The following is a 25,375-nucleotide window of genomic DNA, read 5'->3' as shown; positions in this document are numbered from 1 at the left end:
AATTTCGTGCTCCTTTACTATCTTTCGAGTTCGATAAAAAAAATAGAAACCTTACACATTGAAAAAATGTTAGAAGAAAAGAATGATAACCTGCTTGACGCAGATGGAAATTTAGAACACAATTCTGTTGAATCTACGCAATTAGAACCAGAAGTTTTGGAAACGGAAACTAGTAACATTGTTACTACTATTGCTGCAGAAGATAATGCTGTATCTCTAAGTGATGAAGAGTTGCTTGCGAACGATCCTATTACAGAGACTGAAAACCAGACTGTTCTAGATGCTATTGCCGAAACAAATGCTGCCGAAAGTGAAGATGAAACGCTGAAGGAGCGTCATGAAATTCCAATGCAGGATTATGATACCTTGTCACTTGAAGCACTGGTAGACGAACTTAAAAGTTTAGTCTCTAATGAGAAAGTGATGTCTTTTAAGGAACATATTGAGGAAATCAAAAAAGCATTTTTGGCTAAATACAATCACCTTCTTGAAGAGAAAAAAGAAGAGTTTCTAGCTGAAAATCAAGATCCAAATGAAGAATTTCAATATCATTCTCCACTAAAAACAAGTTTTGATAAATATTATTCTCTTTTTAGAGATACTAAAAATACCCATTTCAAGAGTTTACAAACGAATCTAAAAACAAATTTAGAAAACCGTTTAGCTATTGTTGAGGAATTGAAAGAGTTGATTAACCCTCAGGAAAACATCAAAGACACTTTAAAGCATTTTAATGATTTAAGAGAACGATGGAAAACTGCCGGGCCGATTCCGAAGGATAAATACAACCACGTTTGGAACAACTTCCATTTTCATGTGGAAAATTTCTACGATTATCTGCATTTAGACCGAGAAGCCCGAGATTTAGATTTCAAACATAATTTAGAGCAAAAACAAAAAATTGTAGCGCGTGTAGAAGAATTGGTGAATGAAGCCGATATCAACAAAGCATTCAGAGAACTACAGGATTTACACCGAATCTGGAAAGAAGACATAGGTCCTGTTTCCAGAGAACATCGTGACACAATTTGGAATAAATTTAGCGATTTGACCAAACAAATGCATGACAAACGTGAGGTTTTGTTTGAAAATCAAAGAGGAACGGAACTTGAGAATTTAGAAAAGAAAAAAGAAATTATTGCCAAAATAGAAGTTTTGGCAACTGAAAAAGTAAATGCACATACACAATGGCTGGCCCAAATAGAAAAAGTAGAAGCCTTGCGTACTGCTTTCTTCTCTGCAGGAAAAGTTCCATCGGATGTAAATGAAGAAACTTGGGCTGGATTTAAAACTGCTGTCAGAAACTTTAACTCTTTCAAAAATTCATTTTATAAAGACATAAAGAAAGATCAAAACGACAATTTAAGCAAGAAAACGGCTCTTGTTGCCAAAGCCAAAGAATTGCAAGAGAGTCTTGATTTTGCTGCTACTACTCCTATCATGAAACAAATTCAGGATGAGTGGAAACAGATAGGACATGTACCAAGGAAATATTCGGATAAAATCTGGAAAGAGTTTAAAGATGCCTGCAATCATTATTTTGATAAGGTAAAAGAGCAAAAGAATGAGGAAAACGGTGAAGAAGTAGCCGCTTTTGATAATAAAAAAGCCTACTTGGAAACGTTGAGAGAATTTCAGTTGACCGGAGATCACAAAACAGATTTGGATGCTATCAAATTGCATATCGAAACTTGGAAAAACTTCGGAAAAGTACCTTTCCCAAGAAGACATATTGAAGGGAAATTCAATAAAATCCTGGACGCCCTTTTTGAAAAATTGAGTTTGAGTAAGAAAGATACGGATATGATGCGTTTTGCTAATAGAATGGATCATTTATCTGAAAGCAACGACACTCGAAAACTGGATAACGAAAAGATTTTCCTAATGCGTAAGATTGATGAAGTTCAGAATGAAATTTTCCAATTAGAAAACAACATTCAATTCTTTACCAATACGAGAAATGCAAAAAAAGAAAATTCTATTGTATTAGAAGTTCGTAAAAACATCGCTATTCATAAAGAAAGTCTTGATGTTTGGAAAGAAAAACTAAAACAACTGAGAAATCTAAACCAAGAGTAAATTTCAAATTTACATCAAAAATAATCTCGAGGCTGTCTTTATTGGACAGCCTCTTTTTTTATAAAAGGTTTCTTCAATATGATAATTATCATTTTAATAGTTGAGTAGTCGTTCTACTTTTGAACAACGATAAATGATATTGCCATGAAAAATTCCTTGATACAAAAATACAATGTTCCAGGACCAAGATACACCAGTTATCCTACAGTTCCGTATTGGGATGAAACGGATTTTACGGATGAAATCTGGGCTAAAACATTAAAAAAATCCTTTCAAGCGAGTAATTCTTCCGAAGGTATTAGTTTGTATATCCATTTGCCTTTTTGCGAAAGCTTATGTACTTTTTGTGGCTGTAACAAGCGTATCACCAAAAATCACGGCGTTGAAAATCCGTATATAGAAGCAGTTTTGAAAGAATGGACCTTATATTGTAAGATTCTTGGAGAAAAGCCAACTATAAAAGAGATTCATTTGGGCGGAGGAACTCCCACATTTTTTTCTACTAAAAATTTAGAGGATTTAATAAATGGTATCTTTGTTCATGCCAAAAAAGCCAAAGACTATGAGTTTAGTTTTGAAGGTCATCCAAATAACACTTCACACGAACATTTGCAAAAGCTTTATGATTTAGGTTTTAGAAGAGTGAGTTTTGGTGTTCAGGATTATTCCGAGAAAGTGCAAAAAGCAATTCATCGTTTACAGCCATTTCATAATGTGGCAAAAGTTACGTTTTGGGCTCGAGAAATTGGGTATACTTCCATAGGTCACGATATTATTTTTGGATTGCCTTTTCAGGAAATAGAGGATATAATTGATACGATTGAGAAAACAAAATCATTACAACCCGACCGATTGGCATTTTATAGTTACGCTCACGTTCCTTGGATTAAAGGCAATGGACAGCGCGGTTTTAACGACGAAGACATTCCAAAAGATGATAAAAAGAGAATGCTTTATGAAACGGGTAAAAAATTATTATATGAAAATGGCTATCATGAAATAGGAATGGATCATTTTGCGTTGGAGACTGACAGTTTATATGAAGCTTTTAAAAACGGCACATTGCACCGTAATTTCATGGGCTATAGTTCGTCCAAAACACAATTAATGATTGGATTGGGCGTTTCTTCCATCAGTGACAGTTGGTATAGTTTTGCCCAGAATGTAAAAAATCTGGAGGACTATTATCAAATACTAGAATGGAACAAATTACCGGTTTTTAGAGGGCATTTATTGACTAATGAAGACCTCATCATCCGTAAACACATTCTGAATTTAATGTGTCAATTTGAAACTTCCTGGAAAAATAAAGAGGATTATTTTAATGAAATTCCAGATGTATTAATACAATTGAAAGAAATGGAAACTGACGGATTACTAATAATTAATGACTATGGGATTACCGTTACAGAAAAAGGAAAACCTTATGTTCGTAATATTTGTATGGCATTCGATTTACGCTTGAAAAGAAAAGCGCCGGAAACTGCTTTGTTTTCAATGACGATTTAATGTTTTATAAATAAAAAAAATAAAAAAGCACGCTGAATGGCGTGCTTTTTCTATGCTAAACTATTATAAAACTAGTGACAGTTTGGATTGGCTTGAATAAACAGACTCATATTAGATGGTGAAATATAAGGAATTCCTAATCCCAATCCTCTTAATATAAATAAGCAACCAATACATACCGCTACATAAGGAATTGCTTTTTGGATTCGGTTCCGAATAGGAATTGTGAGATATGAATTAATGTACACAACGCTGCTCATCATAGGAACTGTTCCTAATCCGAATAGAATCATATAAAGAACACCCAAACTTTCACTTTGCATGGCAATAGCACCAAACAAGGCAACATAAACCATTCCGCAAGGCAAAAAGCCATTCAGTAAACCAATAGTAAAAAGGGATTTATAACTTTTGTTTCTAAACTGACTTCCTAAAGCCGTTTTAATTCTGGAGATTAATTTAAAAACGGGTTTTGAAAAATTGTATTTCGCAAAAAGTTTGTCTGGAATTACCACTACAACAATCATGACTAAACCAATAAATATGGATAAATTCTGTTGTAAACCGGCCATGAAAAAACCTTTTCCAAGCAGTCCAAAAACAAAGCCTATTGTCGCATATGCCGTTAATCTTCCTAAATGATAGGTGATGATTTGAGTTGCTTTTTTAGTCTGATTCGTTCTGTCTACAGGCAACATCATAGCAATAGGACCACACATACCAATGCAGTGAAAACTACTTATTAAACCGAAAATGAAGGCAGTGTAAAGCATTTTTTTATTCTAATGTTAAAGTTAAAAGAACCTAAAGCCAAAAGATGGGCTTCAAAAATTTTTACTGTAAGACTAATTGATATATATCGTTTCTTTAGACAAATACGATTTTCCATCGTATTGCCATTCCATATTAATGTCCCATCGACCGCCTGCCAAACTTTTTTTAGGTATGAGCAAAGTAGTAGCATCAGATAGTGAAATTGGAATTTCAAAATCTAATTTTTTGTTAGACGGTCTGTAAAGGGACACTTTACCTTTGATATTTTTTGGAACAAATACTTTTGGAAATATTATTTCAATTCCATTTGACACATTATTTATTATTGGCTTTTGAGCCAAATCAGCTGCATTTTGTACACGAGCCATTTCATCTCCAAAATGTGCATCATGTTTATAATATTCTTCTACAACTAACTCATTATCGTATTTTGAATCGGATTGAACCGTAAAAACAAAATACAAAATGAAGGTTATAAACAAACCAAAAGCGATTACGATTCCTGTTCCCCAGCTTATTTTCATGATATTATATTTAATTTTTTGAACCTCAAATTGGATACAATTTAATCAAAACTACGCGGACTTAAAAAATTAGTGGTCGCCGTTTCAATTTTTTTGTTTCCATTAAACACCTCAATTTTCAATTTTGTTTTATCGCTATCCAATAAATTTTGGTTGATTTCAACAAATAAGGTTCCACCATTCATCCCTTGTCTAGGCACTTTTAATTCTTGCTTTCCAACCACTTTCAAATTTCCTTTTATTCCAACAAGTTTAAAATGAATATCATCAAAGTCATTATTTGTTTTATTGATGATTTTAAAAGTATAAATGTTGCTAATATTATCGCCTTTGTGCTGAAACAATTGTCCTGGCAATCTTAAAATACTTGCTTCAACATCAGAACGTAAAAACAATAATCCAATCAAAATTCCTGTTAGAATGAATAATACTGCTGAATACCCTTTCATTCTAGGCGTGAACTTGAAGGTTACTTTTTTCTCAATTTCATCTTCAGAAGCGTATCTGATGAGTCCTTTGGGCAAACCAACGCTATCCATAATCGTATCACATTCATCAATACAAGCAGTACAGTTGATACATTCCATTTGTGTCCCATTACGGATATCAATTCCAGTTGGACAAACATTTACACATTGCTTACAATCAATGCAATCGCCTTTTCCAGTAGTCGCCCTGTCTTCTTGCTTATTGAATTTAGCACGGCCTACTTCTTTTTCGCCACGAACAAAATCGTACGCAACATTTATAGATTTATCGTCTAATAAAACGCCTTGCAATCTTCCGTAAGGACAGGCTATAATACAAACCTGTTCTCTAAACCATGCGAAAATAAAATAGAAAACTCCTGTAAAAATCAATAATGAAATCAAAGTGCTCACATGGTTTTCAGGCCCTTCCTCAATCATTAAAAATAACTTGTCACTACTGATGAGATACGCCAGAAAGACATTGGCTATAAAAAAAGAAATGATTAAGAAAATTGTCCATTTGAAGGCTTTTTTTCTGATTTTCTCTGCATTCCATTCCTGTTTTTCCAAACGAATTTGAGCACCACGATCGCCTTCTATCCAGTATTCGATTCTGCGGAAAACCATTTCTAAAAAGATGGTCTGCGGACAAATCCATCCGCAAAATATCCGCCCAAAAATTACCGTAAAAAGGATGACGAAAACGACGCCAATAATCATAAAAAGAACAAACAGATAAATATCCTGAGGCCAAAAAGGAAAACCGAAAATATTAAATCGGCGCTCCAGTATATTGAACATCATGAACTGGTTCCCATTTATCTTTATAAAAGGATTCGCAACAAGTACAATCAGTAAAAAATAACTAACCCATTTCCTGTAATCATAAAACTTTCCTGAAGGCTTTTTAGGGAAAATAAATTTTCTGTTTCCTTCTTCATCAATCGTTCCGATAGTATCTCTAAAAGCTTCGTCTGGTAATTTTGACATTTTTTTTTATTTAAAACACAAGTTCAAAATAATTATTAAAATTCTTAAGCTAAATAAAAACGTGTGTTTCTAATTGTTATTTAACTGCAACAGTAACATTTTCTTCTACCCAGACTTCGCCTTCCGGAGCTTTTGCATCTGGCGGATTACTTCCTTTTAGAGATAGAATATAGCTGGCAACTTTCTGCATTTCTTTAGGTTTCAATGTGCCTTTCCAAGAAATCATTCCTTTTCCGTCACGTCCTCCATTTACCAGCGTGTGAAATACATTTTTAATTCCGCCACCTAAAATCCATTTATCATCCGTTAGATTTGGACCAATTTGTCCTCCTGCATCGGCTCTGTGACAGGCCGCACAATTGGTTGTGAAAATTTCTTTTCCAGCTGCTAAATCGGCAGGATCTGTCAGTAAGGTCACCGTTTTTTCATCCATCATATCCGGTGCAGTTTTCATGTATTCTGCAATATCAATTTTGGCTTGAGCCACTTCTTTCTTAAGCTCCATTTCTTGATTATCAGCTCCTAAAACTTCGTATCGGACCATGTAAACAACCCCAAAAACGATACATGCATAGAATAAATACACCCACCAAGGCGGTAAATTGTTGTCTAATTCTTTAATACCATCGTAATCGTGGTCCAATAACAACTGATCTTCATTATCCAATGACTCTGTTTTAGTCAATTTCGCCATCAATTTCTTGTACCATTCACTATCCTTGAAACTTAGATTATTTGCTTCATTTAATTGGATTTTTTGTTCCTCGGTCAATAATTGATAGGTAATATTATCAACTGCCTTCATCGTGATTTCTATTGCTATTAAAAGGAAAAGAAACACGAATAAGAATACAGAAACCATTGGAAATTTTATAAAAGCAGGGCGATCTCCTGAGTCTATGAAATATTCCATTGCCATCATTACAGCAAAGAAAATAACAGGTACTCTAACGTATACTGGAATTAATTTTTTCATTTTCTAAATTTTAAAAAATTATACTATTTAATTGTCTCTCAATGGAATTTGACTCAATTCATTTATCGTTTCTTTCTTATAGGAAAACACCCATAGGCCTAGACCCACGAAAAAGACGAAAAAAATTAATAATGATAAGATGGGATATATCGCCACACCTTCTATCGTTTCCATATTGTGTTTTATTTGTTCGAACATAACTTTTATTTTTTAGCGACATCTTTTACTTTAATATCCGTTCCCAGTCTTTGCATATAAGCAATCAAGGCTACGATTTCCCTTTCGTTCATTGGAACAAATTTCTCTCCTCTGGCTTCGGCTTTTTTCTTGCTTTCGTCATAACTTTTCACAAAGTCAGGATCATTTTTCAAGCTTTCTTCAATTGCAACAGCTTGTTTTCTTAAATCATCTAAACCACTAGCAATTTGAGCTTCTGTGTAAGGAACACCCAGCGTCACCATAACCTGCATTTTCTTTTGAGTCAAAGAAACATCCATCGGTTTATTATCAAAAAGCCATTTGTAGCCTGGCATAATAGAGCCGGCAGATATACTTTGCGGATTCCAGAAGTGGTTAAAATGCCAATTATCATTGTATTTTGCACCCACTCTTAATAAATCCGGACCTGTACGTTTTGATCCCCAAAGGAATGGATGATCGTATACAAATTCCCCTGCTTTAGATTGTGGTCCATAACGTTCCACTTCACTTCGGAAAGGACGAACTGACTGCGAGTGACACCCTACACAACCTTCACGGATGTATAAATCACGTCCTTCTAATTCTAATGGAGAATAAGGTTTTACACTGGCAATGGTCGGAATATTGGATTTTACCATAATCGTAGGTACGATTTGAATAACACCACCAATTAAAATGGCAACCGTTGCCAAAATAGTTAACTGGATAGGTTTTCTTTCTAACCAAGGGTGGAATTTCTCTCCTTTTACTCTTCCTGCACTAATTTTCAATAATTCAGGAGCTTCCGCTAATTCATCTTCAATTTTAGAACCCAATCGAACCGTTTGAATAATGTTATACACCAAAGTAAACATTCCAATTAAATAAAGGGTTCCACCAATAGCTCTCATCCAATACATTGGCATAATTTGAGTTACTGTTTCAAGGAAATTACCGTATGTTAAAGTTCCGTCAGGGTTAAATTGTTTCCACATAGATGCTTGTAAAAAACCAGCAACATACATTGGAATCGTGTATAATATAATCCCTAAAGTACCAATCCAAAAGTGAAAATTAGCTAATTTAAGAGAGTACAAATTGCTTTTAGTCATTCTAGGAACCAACCAATAAATCATACCAAAAGCCATAAATCCATTCCAAGCTAATGCACCTACGTGAACGTGAGCAATAATCCAATCTGTATAATGCGCGATAGCATTTACGTTTTTCAAGGATAACATCGGACCTTCAAAAGTTGCCATTCCGTAACCAGTAATTGCTACTACAAAGAATTTTAAAACAGGTTCTACACGTACTTTATCCCAAACCCCTCTCAAGGTTAATAATCCGTTTATCATTCCACCCCAAGATGGAGCAATCAACATAATAGAGAAAGCAACCCCTAAATTTTGCGCCCAGTTAGGCAAAGCAGAATATAATAAATGGTGTGGTCCTGCCCAGATGTAAATAAAAATCAACGACCAAAAGTGAACAATTGACAATCTATAAGAGTATACCGGACGATTTGCCGCTTTTGGAACAAAATAATACATCAATCCTAAGAAAGGTGTAGTCAAGAAAAATGCAACCGCATTATGACCGTACCACCATTGTACCAAAGCATCTTGAACCCCTGCGTAAACGGAATAACTTTTCATTCCAGAAACTGGTAATGCCAAACTATTGAAAATATGCAAAACCGCAACCGTTACGAATGTTGCCAAGTAAAACCAGATTGCAACATACAAATGGCGCTCTCTACGTTTTAAGATTGTTCCAATCATATTGATACCAAAAACAACCCAAATCAATGCAATTGCTATATCTATTGGCCATTCCAATTCAGCATATTCTTTAGAAGAACTATAGCCTAACGGTAATGATATGGCTGCTGCGACAATGATTAATTGCCAACCCCAGAAATTTAGATTACTCAAAAAATCACTGAACATTCTAGCTTTTAACAATCGCTGCAACGAGTAATAAATACCCGCAAACATTGCATTTCCTACAAAGGCAAAAATAACTGCATTAGTATGTAAAGGTCTTAATCGACCATAACTCAACCACGAAATACCATCAGTAATATTTGGAAAAAGGAACATAAAGGCCAATGTAAGCCCCACTAACATTCCTACCACTCCAAAGACAATGGTTGCGTAAATGAATTTTTTTACAATTTTGTTGTCATAATAAAACTGCTGCATTTCCATATTTATAATTATTATTAAAGTTGTTTATTATTTGATTGATTTGTTGAAAGTTATAAAGTCGTTGCACTTTCGGTTTTCGGTTTTTTAGCTTTCGACTGAATTAGCTCATCGTCAAAAAGCATTCTAACAGATGGCGTATAATCGTCGTCGTATTGACCGGTTTTTACAGCTCGAATAAAAGCAATAAAAAAACCAATGGCGACAATTATACTGATGGAGATTAATAAATAAATGACACTCATACCTTAATTTGTGTTAACAAAGTTACTTTGACGTTTTGGAGTAAAATATGACATTTGTCATACTTATTCATATATGTTAAATTTATGTGAAAGCGCAATTCAAAAACTTATACAATTCTATTTTTTATTTGCATAATAACTGCTCATCACCGTTACAAAACTCACAATGGTTATTGTACTCAACGGCATGATAATAGCTGCTACCAAGGGCAATAAATTACCTGTTATAGCAAACGATAATCCCACTACATTGTACAATAAAGAAAGTGCAAAACTCATTTTGATGGTCGTTATGGAATTCTTGGATAATTTTAAGAAATAATTCAATTTTTGAAACTCGCTGGCATCCAAAATAGCATCACAAGCCGGTGAAAAAACATTGACATTCTCAGAAATGGAGATTCCTACATTGCTTTGCGCCAAAGCTCCGGCATCATTCAATCCATCTCCTACCATCATTACATTTTTACCTTTATTTTGTAAATTTTTAATGAATTCTAATTTTTGTTCCGGTTTCTGATTGAAAATTAATTCCGTGCCTTTCGGCAAAAGTTGTTCAAGAGTAGCGCGTTCGCCTTCATTATCACCAGATAAAACCTTGATTTGATAGTTACTGCTTAAATTCTTGAAAAGCTCTTCAAGTCCTTCTCTATATTGATTATTGAAAATAAATTTTCCATAATAAACATCATTTATCTTTATGTGAACCGACGTTTGCTGAATGTTATTTTCTTCTATTTTATCTACAAAAGCTGCAGAACCTATTTGAATTTGGTAACCAAAAATTTGTGCTTGAATTCCTTTTCCGGTGATTTCTTCAAAATGATCCACTTTTAACTTTTTGGCATCATTTCCTGATTTACTTTGCAAAATTGGAATAGGCAAATAATCATATAGCATGCGGCTTAACGGATGATTCGAGGCGCGAAGCACATTTTTTACCAGCAATAAATTCTCATCGGAAAGAACGGTTCCTTCATAAGAAATATTCGATTTTTTATTAGTGGTAATCGTTCCTGTTTTATCAAAAACTATGGTATCTACTTTCGCCAATTGTTCGATAACCAAAGCATTTTTGAGATAGAATTTCTGTTTTCCTAATATTCGTAATACATTTCCAAAAGTGAATGGTGCCGTCAATGCCAAAGCACAAGGACAAGCAACAATAAGCACTGCCGTAAACACATTGAAAGCGGTATTGGCATCAATAAAAATCCAATAGCCAAATCCTGCAAAAGCAATCAATAATAAAATAGGTGTAAAATAACGGCTAATGCTATCGGTAATCGTTTTGTGTTTTTGCTCTACATTTTTTTGGAACACATCATTACTCCATAATTGCGTCAGATAACTTTGGGAAACAGAATGCAAAACTTCCATTTCAATTACTTTTCCTATTTGTTTTCCTCCTGCAAAAACTTTGTCTCCGGATTGTTTCGCAATAGGAATTGCTTCTCCGGTAACAAAACTATAATCGATTTCTGCCTTTTCCGAAATTAGAATCCCATCAACGGGAATGAGTTCTTGGTTTCTGATGAGTAATCGATCGCCTTTTTCTACTTCGTAAATAGCTACACTTTCCTCTGATAAATCCGAATTGATTTTGGTAATCGCTATTGGAAAATAGGATTTAAAATCCCTTTCGAAGCTCAAAAAACTATAGGTTTTGATTTGGAACATTTTTCCCAAAAGCATAAAGAATATTAATCCGGTTAAGCTGTCAAAAAAACCGGAACCGTAATCCATAACAATATCAAACGTACTTCGCACAAACATCACCACAATTCCTAAAGCAATAGGAATATCGATATTAAGCATTTTAGTTTTGATACTTTTATAGGCAGATACATAATAACCACTTGCCGAGTAAAAGAAACTCGGTAACGCTAAAGCGAAAATCAACCATCGGAAAAAGCCACGGTATTGGTCTAACCAAAATTCTTTTACTTCAAAATATTCCGGAAAGGAAAGCAACATAATATTCCCAAAACAGAAGAAAGCAACGCCTAGTTTATAAGTCAAACTTCTATCTACATCATTACTTCCCGTTTCATAGTTTTCTAAACTAATGTAGGGTTCATAACCAATGGAACTCAATAAATAAACAATCGTTTTGATAGAAACAACTTCTGGATTAAAGGTGATTCTGACTCTTTTTTCAGGAAAATTAACCTGCGAAGTGCTTATTCCTTTTTGAAGACGCTGTAGATTTTCCAGAATCCAAATACACGAGCTACAATGAATATGTGGAATGTTAAGTGAAATAATTGTGGTTGAATTTTCTTGAAATTCCAATAATTTGGATACAATACTCTCATTGTCTAAAAAATCATATTTACCATTAATGTCTTGCGGGGTTGCTCCAGGGGATTTTTCAAAATCATAATAACACGTCAAATCATTCATACTGAAAATTTCGTAGACCGTTTTACAACCGTTACAACAGAAATTTTTAGCATCAAAAATAATTTCGTCTTCTTTAATAATGTCTAACCCACAATGGAAACAGTTTTGTGTGTCCATAACTTTGCTCATTTTACCTGAAACAAAGGTCATTAATCGAATGAGTTAAAAATATGATATTTGTCATATTAAAGAGTTAGTTTTGTAATACATATAAATCACATATATTATGAGCAAATGCGAACAATGTATCGTCAGAGAATTTAGCTCTTTAAAAGCCTTAACTAAAGACGAATTAATCAAGCTTTCTGACTGCAAAACATCCCATATTATCAAAAAGGGAGAAGTTATCTTTGAAGAAGGTGAGAATGTGAATGGTATATATTGTATCAAAGATGGTGTATGTAAACTGACTAAACTCAGTGCAAATGGTAAAGATCACATTGTAAAATTAGTTACTAAAGGAGAATTACTAGGGCAACGCTCGATGATTAGTGATGAACCGGTAAACTTGAGCGCGGTAGCTCTTGAAGATATGCAGGTTTGTTTTATTCCAAAGTCGGAAGTGATGGGATATTTCGATAAGAACAACCAGTTTTCAATGAATGTGATGAAAAGTATTTGCGGTGATCTAAAAGAAGCCGATGATAACATGGTAAATTTGGCGCAAAAAACAGTCAAAGAAAGATTAGCCGAAACGCTCCTTTATCTGAATGATACTTTTGGAAAAAACGAAGATAACTCTTTAAAAGTACAACTTTCAAGAGATGAAATAGCCAGTATTATTGGCACTGCCACTGAAAGTTGCATCCGTTTGCTATCTGATTTTAAAAAATTAGGTCTGATTGAATTAACAGGCAAAAAAATTGTTTTAAAAGATATCAATTCGCTAAAAAAATTAGCAGAATAGCTCCATTAATTTTGCTCTTTCTTATTCATCACAAAATAATACACCGGAATACCCAAGGCGACAATACACAATCCTAATCCCGTATTAAACGTATCATAAATCAATAAAGTGAAGCAAATTGCCGATGTCACTGTAATATAAATGGCTGGTACAATAGGATATCCAAAAGCTTTATAAGGCCTATCCGCATTGGGTTCTTTTTTTCTAAGAATGAAAACACCCAAAATAGTCAGGATATAAAATAACAACGATGCAAAAGTTGCGTACGTCAATAAATCCCCGAATTTTCCCGAAATACAAAGCACACACGCCCAAATACATTGTACCCAAAGTGCTTTTGCAGGAACCTGATTTTTATTCAGTTCTGTTGCTTGTTTGAAGAACAATCCATCTTTTGCCATGGCAAAAAATAATCTTCCTCCCGAAAGAATCAAACCACTATTACATCCAAAAGTGGAAACCATGATTAACGCAGCCATCACAAATACACCAACATTTCCCATAATCATACTTGCAGCCGCCGCGCCTACCCTGTCATTACTAGCAAACATGATTCCGTTACCGGAAATATCAGCAGCGTTTGGAGTTCCTTGCATTGGCAACAAAGCCAAGTAAGCTAAATTTGCCAAAACATAAATAACAGTCACAATCAGGGTTCCAAGAAACAAACTTCGAGGAATATTCTTTTTCGGTTCTTTAATTTCTCCCGCAATAAAAGTCACGTTATTCCATGCATCACTAGAAAATAACGAGTTGATAATTGTTGCTCCTGCAGCGCCCAAAATTGCCATTCCTGCTAATTTTGTAACCGTAATTGTTCCGTCAGGATTTACAACCGTTTTACTAGCTTCCCACATATTTGCAAAATTATTCGACAAAACATCCGTTTGTAAACCAACATACAAACCTAAAACAATCAATGCAAAAAGCGCAATCAATTTAGCCGAAGTAAAAATCAATTGAACCGTTTTCCCGCTTTCAACTCCTTTGGTATTGATGTAAGTTAGCAGAATTATACTAAAAATAGCCAACACTTTTTGGTACGAAAAAACAAAACCAGTACCAACTGTAAAAAGAGTTTGATCTAAAATAGGAAAGAAGATAGCAGCATAATTAGCGAAAGTAACCGCAATAGCAGCGATAACACCCGTTTGAATTACTGTAAAAACGGTCCAGCCATACAAGAAAGAAACTAATCTTCCGTAAGCGCGTTGAATGTAAACGAATTGTCCGCCCGCATTGGGCATCATTCCTGCCAATTCTCCGTAACTCAATGCCGCAGCAACAGTGATCAATCCCGTTACCAACCAAATTACCAATAACCAGGCAGCAGATCCAATATCTCTTGCCATAGCTGATGTAACTATGAAAATCCCGGATCCTATCATGGAACCAGCAACTAAACTCGTGGCATCTATTAATCCTAGAGAACGTTTTAACTCGGTTTTATTTTCTGACATTGGTAAATTAATTATTTAAAAACTGAACACTAATCCCGAAATATCGGGACTGAAATATGAGCACTGATAACTAAATACTGAACACTGAATACTGAATACTATAACTTCTTCGCTTCTTCCCAAAAAACATCCATTTCAGCTAAAGTCATATCCATTAAGGGTTTTCCCAATTCTCCTGCTTTACTTTCTAGATATTGAAATCGCTTGATGAATTTTTTATTGGTTCGTTCCAAAGCATCTTCGGGATTTACATTCAAAAATCGGGCATAGTTAATCATCGAAAATAAAACATCTCCAAATTCGGCTTCAATTTTATCTTGGTCACCTGCTTCAACCTCAACTTGCAATTCTTCCAATTCCTCTTGAACTTTATCCCAAACCTGATGCGATTCTTCCCAATCAAAACCCACTCCTTTTACTTTATCTTGAATTCGGCTCGCTTTGACTAATGCGGGTAAACTTCTTGGAACACCTTCGAGAACAGATTTTTTTCCTTCTTTCAATTTTAGTTTTTCCCAATTTTGTTTCACTTCCTCTTCATCTTTAACCACGACATTACTGTAGATATGTGGATGACGATGAATTAACTTTTCACAAATTTCATTACATACATCGGCCATGTCAAAATCGTTGGTTTCGCTTCCTATTTTGGCATAAAAAACAATATGTAATAACAAATCACCCAATTCTTTTTTGACTTCGTTCAAATCATTATCCAGAATTGCATCACCTAATTCATAGGTTTCTTCAATAGTCAAATGACGTAAGGTTTGCATTGTTTGCTTTTTGTCCCAAGGGCATTTTTCGCGCAAATCATCCATAATATCTAATAATCTCTCGAAAGCTTGCAGTTGGTTTTGTCTTGAATTCATCAGAAAATGTTTTTGGTAAAAATAAAAAAATCCTGTTCAGAAAATAGCTGAACAGGATTAAATATTATTGTAGTGTAAAATTACTCTTTTTTAGCTTTTGCTTTTTTAGCAGGAGCTTCAACTTCTGCAACAAGAGTTTCTTCTGCAACGGCTGCAACCTCTTCTGTCACATCAGCTGATGGAGCTTCATCAGTAACCAATCCTTTTGCCTGAAGCATATTATACCAGTTTAAAACTTTTTTGATATCAGAAGGATAGACTCTTTCTTCATCATAATCAGGTAAAATTTCTTTGAAATAAGCCGTCAATGTAGCATTATCTTCTTTATGTGAAATCGCTTGACCTTTATTTTCTTTATCAGCAATTTTCTGCATGATTTCAGCTAATGGTTTTTCGCCTTCATACGTGTAAATTGAAATTTCCGACAATAAACTCACATTGCTTTTTAAGTTTACTGTGATTTTTTTTCCATCTAATAATGATTCAGCAACAAACCCAGTACGTGTTTGTACTCTTAATACATATAAACCTGGTTTCCCAGAAATGGCTAATATTTTTTCTAAATTCATGTTTTGTGTAATTATTATTAAGAATTTGACTTATTTATTTTTTCATTTAGAACCAAAAATGATACCAAGATAAAGCTATAAAAACTGTTTTATCTTCCTTTTTTAGCAAAAAATTTCATTCGGTAGTCTTGGAATGTTTTTCCTTCCAAAATATTTTTAAGTTTCTTTTGAATCAATCGTTTTTTTAATGTCGAAATTTTATCTGTGAATAATACTCCTTCAATATGATCATATTCATGCTGGATTACTCTGGCAATCAATCCGTCAAAAACTTCCGTTTTCATTACAAAATCCTCTTCACAATATTCAATTGTTATAGTTGGATTTCTATATACATCTTCTCTAACATCCGGAATACTCAAGCAACCTTCATTAAAACTCCATTCATCACCTTCTTCTTTTATCATTTTTGCATTGATAAAAGTTCTTTTGAATCCTTTTAATTCCTTTTGTTCTGTATCATCTAATTCTTCATCGTCACTAAAAGGAGTCGTATCGATTACAAATAAACGAAGTGCCAATCCTACTTGAGGTGCGGCAAGCCCTACACCATAGGCATTATACATCGTTTCGTACATATTAGCAATCGTTTCTTTTAAATTAGGATGCTCTGGTGAAAGAACTTCGCCTACTTTTCTTAAAACTGGATCACCGTAACCTATAATTGGTAAAATCATTGTTTTTGTATTAAGCATTGTATACTAAAAATGAGAATAAGTTTCCCTTTAATTCAGTCCGCAAAAATAGTAAAAAAATAGACAATGAATAATCCTGTATCGATAATTAGTATTTTTTTACCATTTAGGCAAAAACAGGGCAAATTATGCTTTGATTGAGTCACTCAATTCTTACCTTTGCTTGTAACCCAAGTGTATGATTTACAAAATCCGAAAATTTACTGACAGTACTTATTTTACTAATGCTCTAAAAGTAACTATAGCAGCAGTTATTCCAGTTGTAGTGCTTTCTTTTTTAGGCAAATTCGAAATAGGTTTTACCATTGCTTTAGGTGCTTTTTTTACTTATCCAAGTGACATTCCAAGTAATCTAAAACATAAAATAAACGGTATTCTGGTTACAGCTTTACTTGTTGCAGGTGTCAATTTGTTAGTAAATATTGTCTATCCCTATTCTTTTATTTTCTATCCTTTTTTAGCGGTATTAATTTTTCTGATGTCTATGCTTTCTGTCTATGGACAACGATCTACTATGGTTTCTTTCTCTGCTCTGATTTCAATTTCATTAGCATTTGCAAGCATCAATACCGGTTGGGCGATGGTTCAACATTCTCTTTTAATATTATCTGGAGGATTGTTTTACCTAATGATTTCGCTTGTTTTTCATTATGTAAGACCTCATCGCTATGTCGAATTACAAATTGCAGAATGCATTAAGCTTACGGCTAAATATTTAAAGCTTCGAGGCGATTTATGGACGATTAATGCTGATAAAAAAGCAATTATCGAAAAGCAACTACACCTTCAGGTAGAACTGAACACCATTCGTCAAAACATAAGAGAAGTATTGATTAGCAACCATACGACTTCTGGATCTTCTAATCAAAACCGAAAAATGTTAATCGTTTTTATTTCATTGATGGAAATTTTGGAACTTGCATTAGCTACTTCATTCGACCATGATAAATTGCATCAAAAATTTGACGACCATCCAAAGGTTTTGTTGACATATCAAAAATTAGCATACAATCTTGCCGCAAGTTTAAAAAAATTATCCAAAAGCGTACAAAACCGAACTAAATATATTTCTAAACATACGTTACTAGGTGATTTGAATGCTTTACAACTTGCCATTACCGATTATGAAAATGATTTAGGAAAAATTGCTGCTTCCGAAGGTGTTTTTATGCTAACCACCATGCTGCAGTATGCTGAAAAACAAGTAGAGAAAATAAAAATTGTAGAGCGTGCTTTTACGCTAGCCTTCAATTCACAGGACTTTAAAGAAAAAGACAAAGATTTAGAAAAATTCCTGACGCCACAGTATTATCCTTTGAGCACTTTAATTGAAAATCTCAGTTTCTCTTCTACTATTTTTAGACATTCGCTACGATTAACCATAACATTGTTAATTGGTTTTATCATCGGAAACATACTGCCTTTTCACAACGTCTATTGGATTTTGTTGACTATTATAGTTATTATGCGACCTGGATATGGTTTGACAAAACAGCGTTCTTTTCACCGAATTTTTGGTACTATCATAGGAGGATTAATCGCTTTTGGGATTCTTTCATTAGTACATGACAACATCACAATTAGTATACTTTCTATTTTAAGCATGCTTTTAGGATTTTCATTTACCCAAATAAATTATAAGGTTAGCGCCATATTCGTGACTATGTATGTTGTTTTTATTTACGGGATATTAACTCCTAATATTGGCGATGTAGTTCAATATAGAATACTTGACACCATTGTAGGTTGTACTTTGGCTTTCCTTGCCAATCACTTTTTATGGCCTTCGTGGGAGTTCTTAAATATTCCGTCCCACGTAGAAAAATCGATTATTGCAAATCAGAATTACTTAAAAGAAATTTCGATTTTTTATAATAAAAAAGGGACTATTTCTACTTCGTATCGTTTAGCTCGAAAAAATGCTTTTATCGAAATAGGTAATTTGATGGCTTCTTTCCAAAGGATGGTCCAAGAACCAAAGTCAAAACAAAAGCAATTACCACAAGTCTATAAATTAGCGGTACTTAATCATTCGTTGCTATCGTCATCAGCTTCGTTGGGAACGTACATCCAATCGCACAAAACTACGTCTGCTTCTGAAGCGTTTAATGTTGTTGTCGATACTGTGATTAGAAATCTGGATAATGCAATTGTTCTTTTGAAAGAAAATGATTTATTTCTAAAAGAAAATCTCCCGAAAGAAGATTTAGCAATGCGATTTACGGAATTAAAAAATATACGAGCGAAGGAATTAAAAGAAGGAATCCCTATTGATGAAGAGGCATTTCAATTGAAAATGCAAGAGGCTCAATTAGTTATAGAGCAATTAATCTGGTTGACTAATCTTTCTGAAAATATTTTAAAAACTACAAAAGAATTAATGGAATCTTAAAGAAAAAAGCGCTGGAATTAGATATTCTCTAATTCCAGCGCTTTGTATTTTATTGCTAACTTTTCTAATTATTCAGTTTTAAAACAGAAGCAGTATCTTTTCTTATTTCGGTTAATAAATCTGGATTATCATTTAAAGTCTGACCATAAGAAGGAATCATAACTTTTAATTTTTCCTGCCATTCCGGAGTTCCAATTTCATCTTTGAAACATCTTCCAATTAAATCCACCATAATAGAAACTGCGGTTGAAGCACCAGGAGAAGCACCAAGTAAAACAGCTAGAGTTCCATCAGCAGTTGTGATGACTTCAGTACCAAACTCTAGTATTCCACCTTCTTTTTCATCTTTTTTTATCACTTGCACACGTTGTCCAGCACGCTCTAATTTCCAATCTTTAGATCTTGCACCTGGAACATATTCTCTCAACGCATTGATTCGGTCTTTAGGAGACTGACGCACTTGCTCAATCAAATATTTTGTAAGTGGTATATTTTTAATACCGGCAGCAATCATAGGAATGATATTATCTGGTTTTATAGATAAAGGCAAATCTGAATAGGAACCATTTTTTAAAAATCGAGTAGAAAAACCTGCAAAAGGACCAAAAAGCAGTTGTCTTTCTCCATTTATCATTCGGGAATCAATATGTGGAACTGACATTGGGGGCGCACCCACACTCGCTTTTCCATATACTTTTGCCTGATGTTTAGCAATTACCTCAGGATTGGTACATTTTAACCACTGTCCGCTCACAGGGAAACCGCCATAGCCTTTTCCTTCTGGAACATTTGCTTTTTCTAGTAACGGTAATGAGCCGCCACCAGCACCTATAAATACGAATTTAGTATATGCTTTTCTTTTTTGGCCAGTAGCCAAATCAGTAATTCTTATCCTCCAAGATTTATCTTCACGTTGTCTTAATTTTTGGACCTCATGATTGAAATACATCGTAACTCCTTCCAATTTAGTTAAATAACTAAAAATATTTCGGGTTAATTCTCCAAAATTCACATCGGTACCAATAGCCATTGACGTTGCCGCAACTTTCTCAGATTCATTTCTACCTTCCATAACCAGAGGCATCCATTCTTTTAATTGAGCAAAATCAGTACTGAAAACCATTTGCTTAAAAAGAGGATTCGAATGTAAAGCCTCAAACCTTGTTTTAAGGTATTCTACATTTTTTTCTCCCCAAACAAAACTCAGGTGAGGAATACTTTTAATGAAATTTTCAGGTGATGAAACTTTATTTTGTTGCACTAAATAGGCCCAAAACTGTCTAGAAACCTCGAAAGATTCTGCAATACTGATTGCTTTTTTTGGATTGATGCTTCCATCTTCACTTTCTGGAGTATAATTAAGCTCACAAAAAGCAGAATGTCCAGTTCCGGCATTATTCCATGCATCAGAACTTTCTGCAGCAGCCATATCTAATCTTTCGTAAATTTCAATCTTTATATCTGGTCGTAACTCTTTTAGGATTAAGCCAAGAGTGGCGCTCATTATTCCAGCTCCTATAAGAACTACATCACTTTGCGAACGAATGGTTGTATCGGGCATAACAAAATTTTAAAATGCAAAGATACTTTATATATGTAAAAAAAATATAACAAATTATTGTTAAAAAGTAAAGAATTACAAATCTATTTTAGTCACTTGACAGGCATTGCAGTTGGATTTTCAAAACATCTTTCGAGTCAAATAATCCTGAAGCATTATCGTTGCAGAAATTTCATCGATAAGTCCTTTATTTTGGCGCTGTTTCTTGCTAAGTCCGCTGTCAATCATTGTTTGAAAAGCCATTTTTGAAGTAAAACGTTCATCTACCCGAATGACTTTAATATCCGGAAAATGATTCGTGAAATGCGTTACAAAACCTTTTATTATAGAAGCACTTTCTGAAGGTTCACCATTCATTTGTTTGGGTTCACCAATAAGAACAGCTTCTACCTTCTCTTTGGAAAAATAGTCTTTCAAAAAATCAATTGCAGTTGCAGATGGAATGGTAGTCAGTCCTGAAGCTATGATTTGCATTTCATCAGTAACGGCTATACCGGTTCGTTTTTGACCGTAATCTATAGAGAGAATTCTTGGCATTTTTTTTTTGTAAATATAAAAAGAAGATAAATATTACCCCTCACACTTGATTAATAATTCAAAATCACCTGCCTTGTTTTGACCACTTCCTTTTTCATAATTGTTAAAACTTTAAAAATAATCTCTTAAATTTTAATTTAAACATTTTAGTCTTATAATTTTTACGATGGCTACCTACAAAATAAAACCATGGATTTCCTTTTCTAATATCTCCTTTCAGATAAATATAATTAGTGAAATTCTTTTTCCAGATTACGTAATTAAAACTTAATTGATCGCGTTTGCTTTCATTTTTTACGATATCCCACCATGATTCCATCACTTCGATAACATCTCGTTCATTATGTTTTCTTATCATCACTCCTGCAGTCATTAATCCATTATCTGCGGGATACCCCTCATTCTTGAATCTATCCATTTGCTGTTCCATTACTTTAGGATCATCCTTATAACTTCCAATTTTAGCGCCATATTCCATTATATGATCATATTCTTTATAAATACAATTAATAGGATCTCTAAAATTTTCTTGATGATTAAAACTGGCAAAACTTTTATCCATTAATACGCTGAAAACAAAACTATTAGGATCCTTCAACAGTAAGAAATTTGCATCCATGTATATACTTAAGTCATAATTTTTTAAATGTAAGTGTGGCAAAATTTTATAATACCTATTATTTCTGGTATTATCATTTGCACACGGTGGCTCTACTTTTTCAATCCTCCATGTTTTACTTTTTATTTCAGCATCCGTAAAACAAATATAATCAACATTATCATATTTAGGTTGATTTATCAGCCCGTGTCCTTCTCCAAAAAATGCAGTATAGACAGCAATTTTTTTTACTTTATTCATTATTATAATTTATGGTTCTCCGTTTAGATATCAATAATTCATTCCATTAATTAACCCACTGCGATGAAAAAACCTTTCCATTGTTTTATCATGAAAACACTTTCTATTAAAGTTATGCAAAGATATACTTTTTGAAAAGTAAAAATCAAATCTTACCACTTGTAAAAAGACAATTAAACAAGAAGTTAAATCTGTAACATTTTCGAATCATTTTGCTTTTTTGCTTTTGGCTAAAAATCCTATCTTTGTCAAAAATTATCAAAAAATGAATCTATTACAACCGATTATAGAACAAGCTTGGGAAAACCGCGCTTTGTTACAAGAAACTACAACTACTGACGCTATTAGATCCGTTATCGAATTATTAGACACTGGAAAATTGCGTGTTGCAGAACCAAAAGGAGATTCCTGGCAAGTAAACGAATGGGTTAAGAAAGCGGTCGTTATGTACTTCCCTATTCAAAAAATGGAAACATGGGAATCTGGGATTTTCGAATACCATGACAAAATGTTATTGAAAAGAGGTTATGCTGAAAAAGGAATCCGTGTCGTTCCTAATGCCGTGGCTCGTTATGGAGCATACATTTCAAGCGGTGTTATTTTAATGCCAAGTTATGTAAATATTGGTGCTTATGTTGACGAAGGGACTATGGTAGACACATGGGCAACCGTAGGAAGCTGTGCTCAAATTGGTAAAAACGTACACTTAAGCGGTGGTGTTGGTATTGGTGGAGTTTTAGAACCTTTGCAAGCGGCTCCGGTAATCATTGAAGATGGTGCCTTTATAGGTTCGCGATGTATTGTAGTTGAAGGCGTTCATGTTGGAAAAGAAGCCGTTCTTGGTGCCAATGTGTGTCTGACTGCCTCTACAAAAATCATTGATGTTACAGGTGAAACTCCAGTTGAAATGAAAGGTTTTGTTCCTGCTCGTTCCGTTGTAATTCCGGGAAGTTATACAAAATCATTTCCTGCAGGAGATTTTCAAGTACCTTGTGCACTAATTATCGGACAAAGAAAAGCCTCCACTGACTTGAAAACATCTTTAAATGATGCTTTACGCGAATATAACGTAGCTGTGTAACAAATACTAAAAACAAAAAGAATGAATATTGGCTTTGAAGCAAAAAGAGTTTTTCATAATAAAACAGGACTTGGCAATTATAGCCGGGATTTAATACGCTTACTCAGCCAATATTCTCATAAAAATAATTATTTCTTATACAATCCTAAGCCTTCAGATACAAAACTATTTCAAGCCAATAATACTAATGTTTTTGAAAAAAAACCATCATCTTTTTTTTTCATTACATTTTATAATTTATGGAGACAAAAAGGAGTTACAGAAGATTTAGTAAAAGATCAAATCAATATTTTTCATGGTTTATCAGGAGAAATACCCCTCGGATTGCGTGCAAATAAAATAAAAAGTGTGGTTACCATTCACGATTTAATATTTGTGAGATACCCACATCTTTATTCTTTCTTTGACAGAAAAATTCATTTTTATAAATTCAAAAAATCCGCTCAACAAGCAGATTTGGTTATAGCAATTAGTGAACAGACCAAAAAAGATATCGTTGAGTTTTTAAAAATTGACGCTTCAAAAATAAAAGTTATTTACCAAGGTTGTCATGCTGTTTTTAAAAAGGACTTTTCAGACAAGGAATATAAAGAAGTTATTACTAAATTTAATTTACCCAAAAAATTCATACTTAACGTAGGGACAATTGAGACTAGAAAAAACATTCTTTTAGCCGTAAAAGCAATAAAAAACATAGACACTTATTTAGTCATAGTTGGCAAAGAAACCGCTTACACAAACGAAATTAAAAACTACATTTCAGAGCATCATTTAGAAGATAAAGTCCTATTCTTAAAAGAATTAAGCCTTGAGGAATTGGCAATAGTATACAAATTAGCTAAAGTATTTGTTTATCCATCCTTATATGAAGGATTTGGAATTCCTATTATTGAAGCATTGTATTCTAAAACCCCTGTAATAACAACTCGTGATGGCGTTTTCCCGGAAGCTGGAGGACCAAATTCTATTTACGTGAATCCGACAAGTGTTACTGAAATGGAAAACGCTATTCTGAAATTACTTCAAAATGATGATTTGCGCGATGAAATCACGCAAAAAGGCTGGGAATTTGTTCAAAAATTTGACGATGAAGTTGTAGTAAAGCAGTTGATTACTTCTTACAATAATCTTTTGAAATTATGATTTTTTCTTACTAATTTTATGTAATTGTATAAGGTTCGCATATTTAATATAGGAAAAATATCCCTGAGTTAGAGAAATGGTCAACCCATCGATTCCATTAAAAATACCTTTTTTGAAAAAATAACATCTAATAAACGAAACTACTCCATTTAATATTGGTTTAATCCAACTTACTTTTTTACCTTGATCAAATAATTGCTGTGCATTCCAATCTGCATATTGATTTTTTTTTGCAATAATTTGAAAAAAAGAATGACTACCATAATGCAGTATGTGAGTCTTTAATTTTTTAGGGTTAGTAGCAATAATTTTCTGATGCACTTTATCACTAGATGGATGTGCTGATTCTTTATTAAAGAAACGTATTTTATGATCAGGATACCATCCTGCAAAATCAATTATTTTATCTTGGAGAAAATTCTTAACTCTAAAACTAAAAGCATCATGCGCTGTGTTCAAATACTTTTTTTCTTGAATGAAACCAACTGAATCGTAATCTAAAAATTCATCAGCATCAAGATTCAATATCCAGTCATTTTTGCAATATGGCAGACCAAATGAACGTTGAGGACCATCTCCTAAAAATTTTTGTTGAATAACTACAGCACCTCTATTTTTAGCTATTTCAACCGTTCCATCTGTACTATATGAATCTACAATTATAACCTCGTCACAAACTTTTAAAAGCGCATCAATACACGCGCCAATCATTTTCTCTTCATTAAATGTTATAACCAAACCACTAATTGCCATAATAAAAAACTCTACAAATTATATGGTGCAAATGTATAACATTATAGACAATGCGATAAGATTAGACAAAACTAATTTAAAAATAGTAATCAAAAAATCAATAAATTTGCAAAGAATATAAAACATCATCTACTACAATTAAAACAAACTTAAATCTACCTTTAAAGTCAAATAGTAAACATT

22 protein-coding genes are annotated in these 25,375 nt (G+C 33.6%); 6 read left to right on the top strand and 16 right to left on the bottom strand.

Annotated features, from left to right (window positions below):
* Positions 1-66: 66 nt before the first annotated feature.
* Positions 67-2,079: a DUF349 domain-containing protein gene (locus ACXX80_RS11125; protein ID WP_458553233.1), complete on the top strand. Its 2,013-nt coding sequence runs from the start codon at positions 67-69 to the stop codon at positions 2,077-2,079.
* Between the two features lie 144 nt (positions 2,080-2,223).
* A complete protein-coding gene (gene hemN, locus ACXX80_RS11120) occupies positions 2,224-3,588 on the top strand; it encodes an oxygen-independent coproporphyrinogen III oxidase (protein WP_458553232.1) in 1,365 nt (454 codons plus the stop codon).
* Between the two features lie 71 nt (positions 3,589-3,659).
* Here hemN and ACXX80_RS11115 read toward each other — a convergent pair whose 3' ends face one another.
* The 8 genes from ACXX80_RS11115 to ACXX80_RS11080 all read right to left on the bottom strand — a co-directional run bounded on the left by ACXX80_RS11115 (position 3,660) and on the right by ACXX80_RS11080 (position 12,480).
* Complete coding sequence (locus ACXX80_RS11115; protein WP_458553231.1) at positions 3,660-4,361, bottom strand: sulfite exporter TauE/SafE family protein; 702 nt, start codon at positions 4,359-4,361, stop codon at positions 3,660-3,662.
* A gap of 72 nt (positions 4,362-4,433) precedes the next feature.
* On the bottom strand, positions 4,434-4,886 hold the full coding sequence (locus tag ACXX80_RS11110; protein WP_417990990.1) for a FixH family protein: 453 nt from the start codon (positions 4,884-4,886) through the stop codon (positions 4,434-4,436).
* Positions 4,887-4,927: 41 nt separating this feature from the next.
* Complete coding sequence (gene ccoG, locus ACXX80_RS11105; RefSeq protein WP_458553230.1) at positions 4,928-6,346, bottom strand: cytochrome c oxidase accessory protein CcoG; 1,419 nt, start codon at positions 6,344-6,346, stop codon at positions 4,928-4,930.
* A gap of 76 nt (positions 6,347-6,422) precedes the next feature.
* Complete coding sequence (locus tag ACXX80_RS11100) at positions 6,423-7,322, bottom strand: cbb3-type cytochrome c oxidase N-terminal domain-containing protein (protein WP_315211112.1); 900 nt, start codon at positions 7,320-7,322, stop codon at positions 6,423-6,425.
* Between the two features lie 27 nt (positions 7,323-7,349).
* Positions 7,350-7,520: a cbb3-type cytochrome oxidase subunit 3 gene (locus ACXX80_RS11095; protein ID WP_131916349.1), complete on the bottom strand. Its 171-nt coding sequence runs from the start codon at positions 7,518-7,520 to the stop codon at positions 7,350-7,352.
* Positions 7,521-7,525: 5 nt separating this feature from the next.
* Positions 7,526-9,715, bottom strand: coding sequence for a cytochrome-c oxidase, cbb3-type subunit I (gene ccoN, locus ACXX80_RS11090; RefSeq protein WP_458553229.1), 2,190 nt, complete (start codon positions 9,713-9,715; stop codon positions 7,526-7,528).
* 50 nt (positions 9,716-9,765) lie between these two features.
* Complete coding sequence (ccoS, locus tag ACXX80_RS11085; RefSeq protein WP_417990986.1) at positions 9,766-9,957, bottom strand: cbb3-type cytochrome oxidase assembly protein CcoS; 192 nt, start codon at positions 9,955-9,957, stop codon at positions 9,766-9,768.
* 117 nt (positions 9,958-10,074) lie between these two features.
* Positions 10,075-12,480, bottom strand: a complete 2,406-nt coding sequence (locus ACXX80_RS11080; protein ID WP_458553228.1) for a heavy metal translocating P-type ATPase — start codon at positions 12,478-12,480, stop codon at positions 10,075-10,077.
* Between the two features lie 109 nt (positions 12,481-12,589).
* Between ACXX80_RS11080 and ACXX80_RS11075 the strand changes: the two genes are divergently transcribed.
* Entirely contained in the window at positions 12,590-13,270 is a 681-nt protein-coding gene (locus tag ACXX80_RS11075) for a Crp/Fnr family transcriptional regulator (protein WP_458553227.1), read from the top strand.
* Positions 13,271-13,275: 5 nt separating this feature from the next.
* Here ACXX80_RS11075 and ACXX80_RS11070 read toward each other — a convergent pair whose 3' ends face one another.
* The 4 genes from ACXX80_RS11070 to def all read right to left on the bottom strand — a co-directional run bounded on the left by ACXX80_RS11070 (position 13,276) and on the right by def (position 16,848).
* Positions 13,276-14,730: an APC family permease gene (locus tag ACXX80_RS11070; protein WP_458553226.1), complete on the bottom strand. Its 1,455-nt coding sequence runs from the start codon at positions 14,728-14,730 to the stop codon at positions 13,276-13,278.
* 98 nt (positions 14,731-14,828) lie between these two features.
* Positions 14,829-15,602: a nucleoside triphosphate pyrophosphohydrolase gene (gene mazG, locus ACXX80_RS11065; protein ID WP_458553225.1), complete on the bottom strand. Its 774-nt coding sequence runs from the start codon at positions 15,600-15,602 to the stop codon at positions 14,829-14,831.
* Positions 15,603-15,682: 80 nt separating this feature from the next.
* On the bottom strand, positions 15,683-16,171 hold the full coding sequence (locus tag ACXX80_RS11060) for a DUF5606 family protein (protein ID WP_458553224.1): 489 nt from the start codon (positions 16,169-16,171) through the stop codon (positions 15,683-15,685).
* Between the two features lie 89 nt (positions 16,172-16,260).
* Positions 16,261-16,848, bottom strand: a complete 588-nt coding sequence (gene def, locus ACXX80_RS11055) for a peptide deformylase (RefSeq protein ID WP_458553223.1) — start codon at positions 16,846-16,848, stop codon at positions 16,261-16,263.
* Between the two features lie 196 nt (positions 16,849-17,044).
* Between def and ACXX80_RS11050 the strand changes: the two genes are divergently transcribed.
* Entirely contained in the window at positions 17,045-19,258 is a 2,214-nt protein-coding gene (locus tag ACXX80_RS11050) for an FUSC family protein (protein ID WP_458553222.1), read from the top strand.
* 64 nt (positions 19,259-19,322) lie between these two features.
* Here the strand turns inward: ACXX80_RS11050 and ACXX80_RS11045 are convergent, their stop codons facing one another.
* The 3 genes from ACXX80_RS11045 to ACXX80_RS11035 form a co-directional block, all read right to left on the bottom strand.
* Positions 19,323-20,819, bottom strand: coding sequence for a malate:quinone oxidoreductase (locus ACXX80_RS11045; RefSeq protein WP_458553221.1), 1,497 nt, complete (start codon positions 20,817-20,819; stop codon positions 19,323-19,325).
* Positions 20,820-20,939: 120 nt separating this feature from the next.
* Positions 20,940-21,356: a Holliday junction resolvase RuvX gene (gene ruvX / locus ACXX80_RS11040; protein WP_458553220.1), complete on the bottom strand. Its 417-nt coding sequence runs from the start codon at positions 21,354-21,356 to the stop codon at positions 20,940-20,942.
* 103 nt (positions 21,357-21,459) lie between these two features.
* Entirely contained in the window at positions 21,460-22,215 is a 756-nt protein-coding gene (locus ACXX80_RS11035; protein ID WP_458553219.1) for a glycosyltransferase domain-containing protein, read from the bottom strand.
* A 265-nt stretch (positions 22,216-22,480) separates the two neighbouring features.
* On the opposite strand from ACXX80_RS11035, the gene ACXX80_RS11030 reads away from it, so the two are divergent.
* The gene (locus ACXX80_RS11030; RefSeq protein ID WP_458553218.1) at positions 22,481-23,296 is read left to right on the top strand and encodes a 2,3,4,5-tetrahydropyridine-2,6-dicarboxylate N-succinyltransferase; all 816 of its coding nucleotides are present in this window, start codon (positions 22,481-22,483) and stop codon (positions 23,294-23,296) included.
* Positions 23,297-23,317: 21 nt separating this feature from the next.
* Positions 23,318-24,439: a glycosyltransferase family 4 protein gene (locus tag ACXX80_RS11025; RefSeq protein WP_458553217.1), complete on the top strand. Its 1,122-nt coding sequence runs from the start codon at positions 23,318-23,320 to the stop codon at positions 24,437-24,439.
* Here ACXX80_RS11025 and ACXX80_RS11020 read toward each other — a convergent pair.
* Positions 24,434-25,192, bottom strand: coding sequence for a glycosyltransferase family 2 protein (locus ACXX80_RS11020; RefSeq protein ID WP_458553216.1), 759 nt, complete (start codon positions 25,190-25,192; stop codon positions 24,434-24,436). The two genes, ACXX80_RS11025 and ACXX80_RS11020, sit on opposite strands and share 6 nt — an antisense overlap.
* Between the last annotated feature and the right edge of the window lie 183 nt (positions 25,193-25,375).

It is taken from the genome of Flavobacterium sp. GNP002 (genome assembly GCF_054343795.1).
This window is presented reverse-complemented; position numbering and strand designations above follow the sequence as displayed.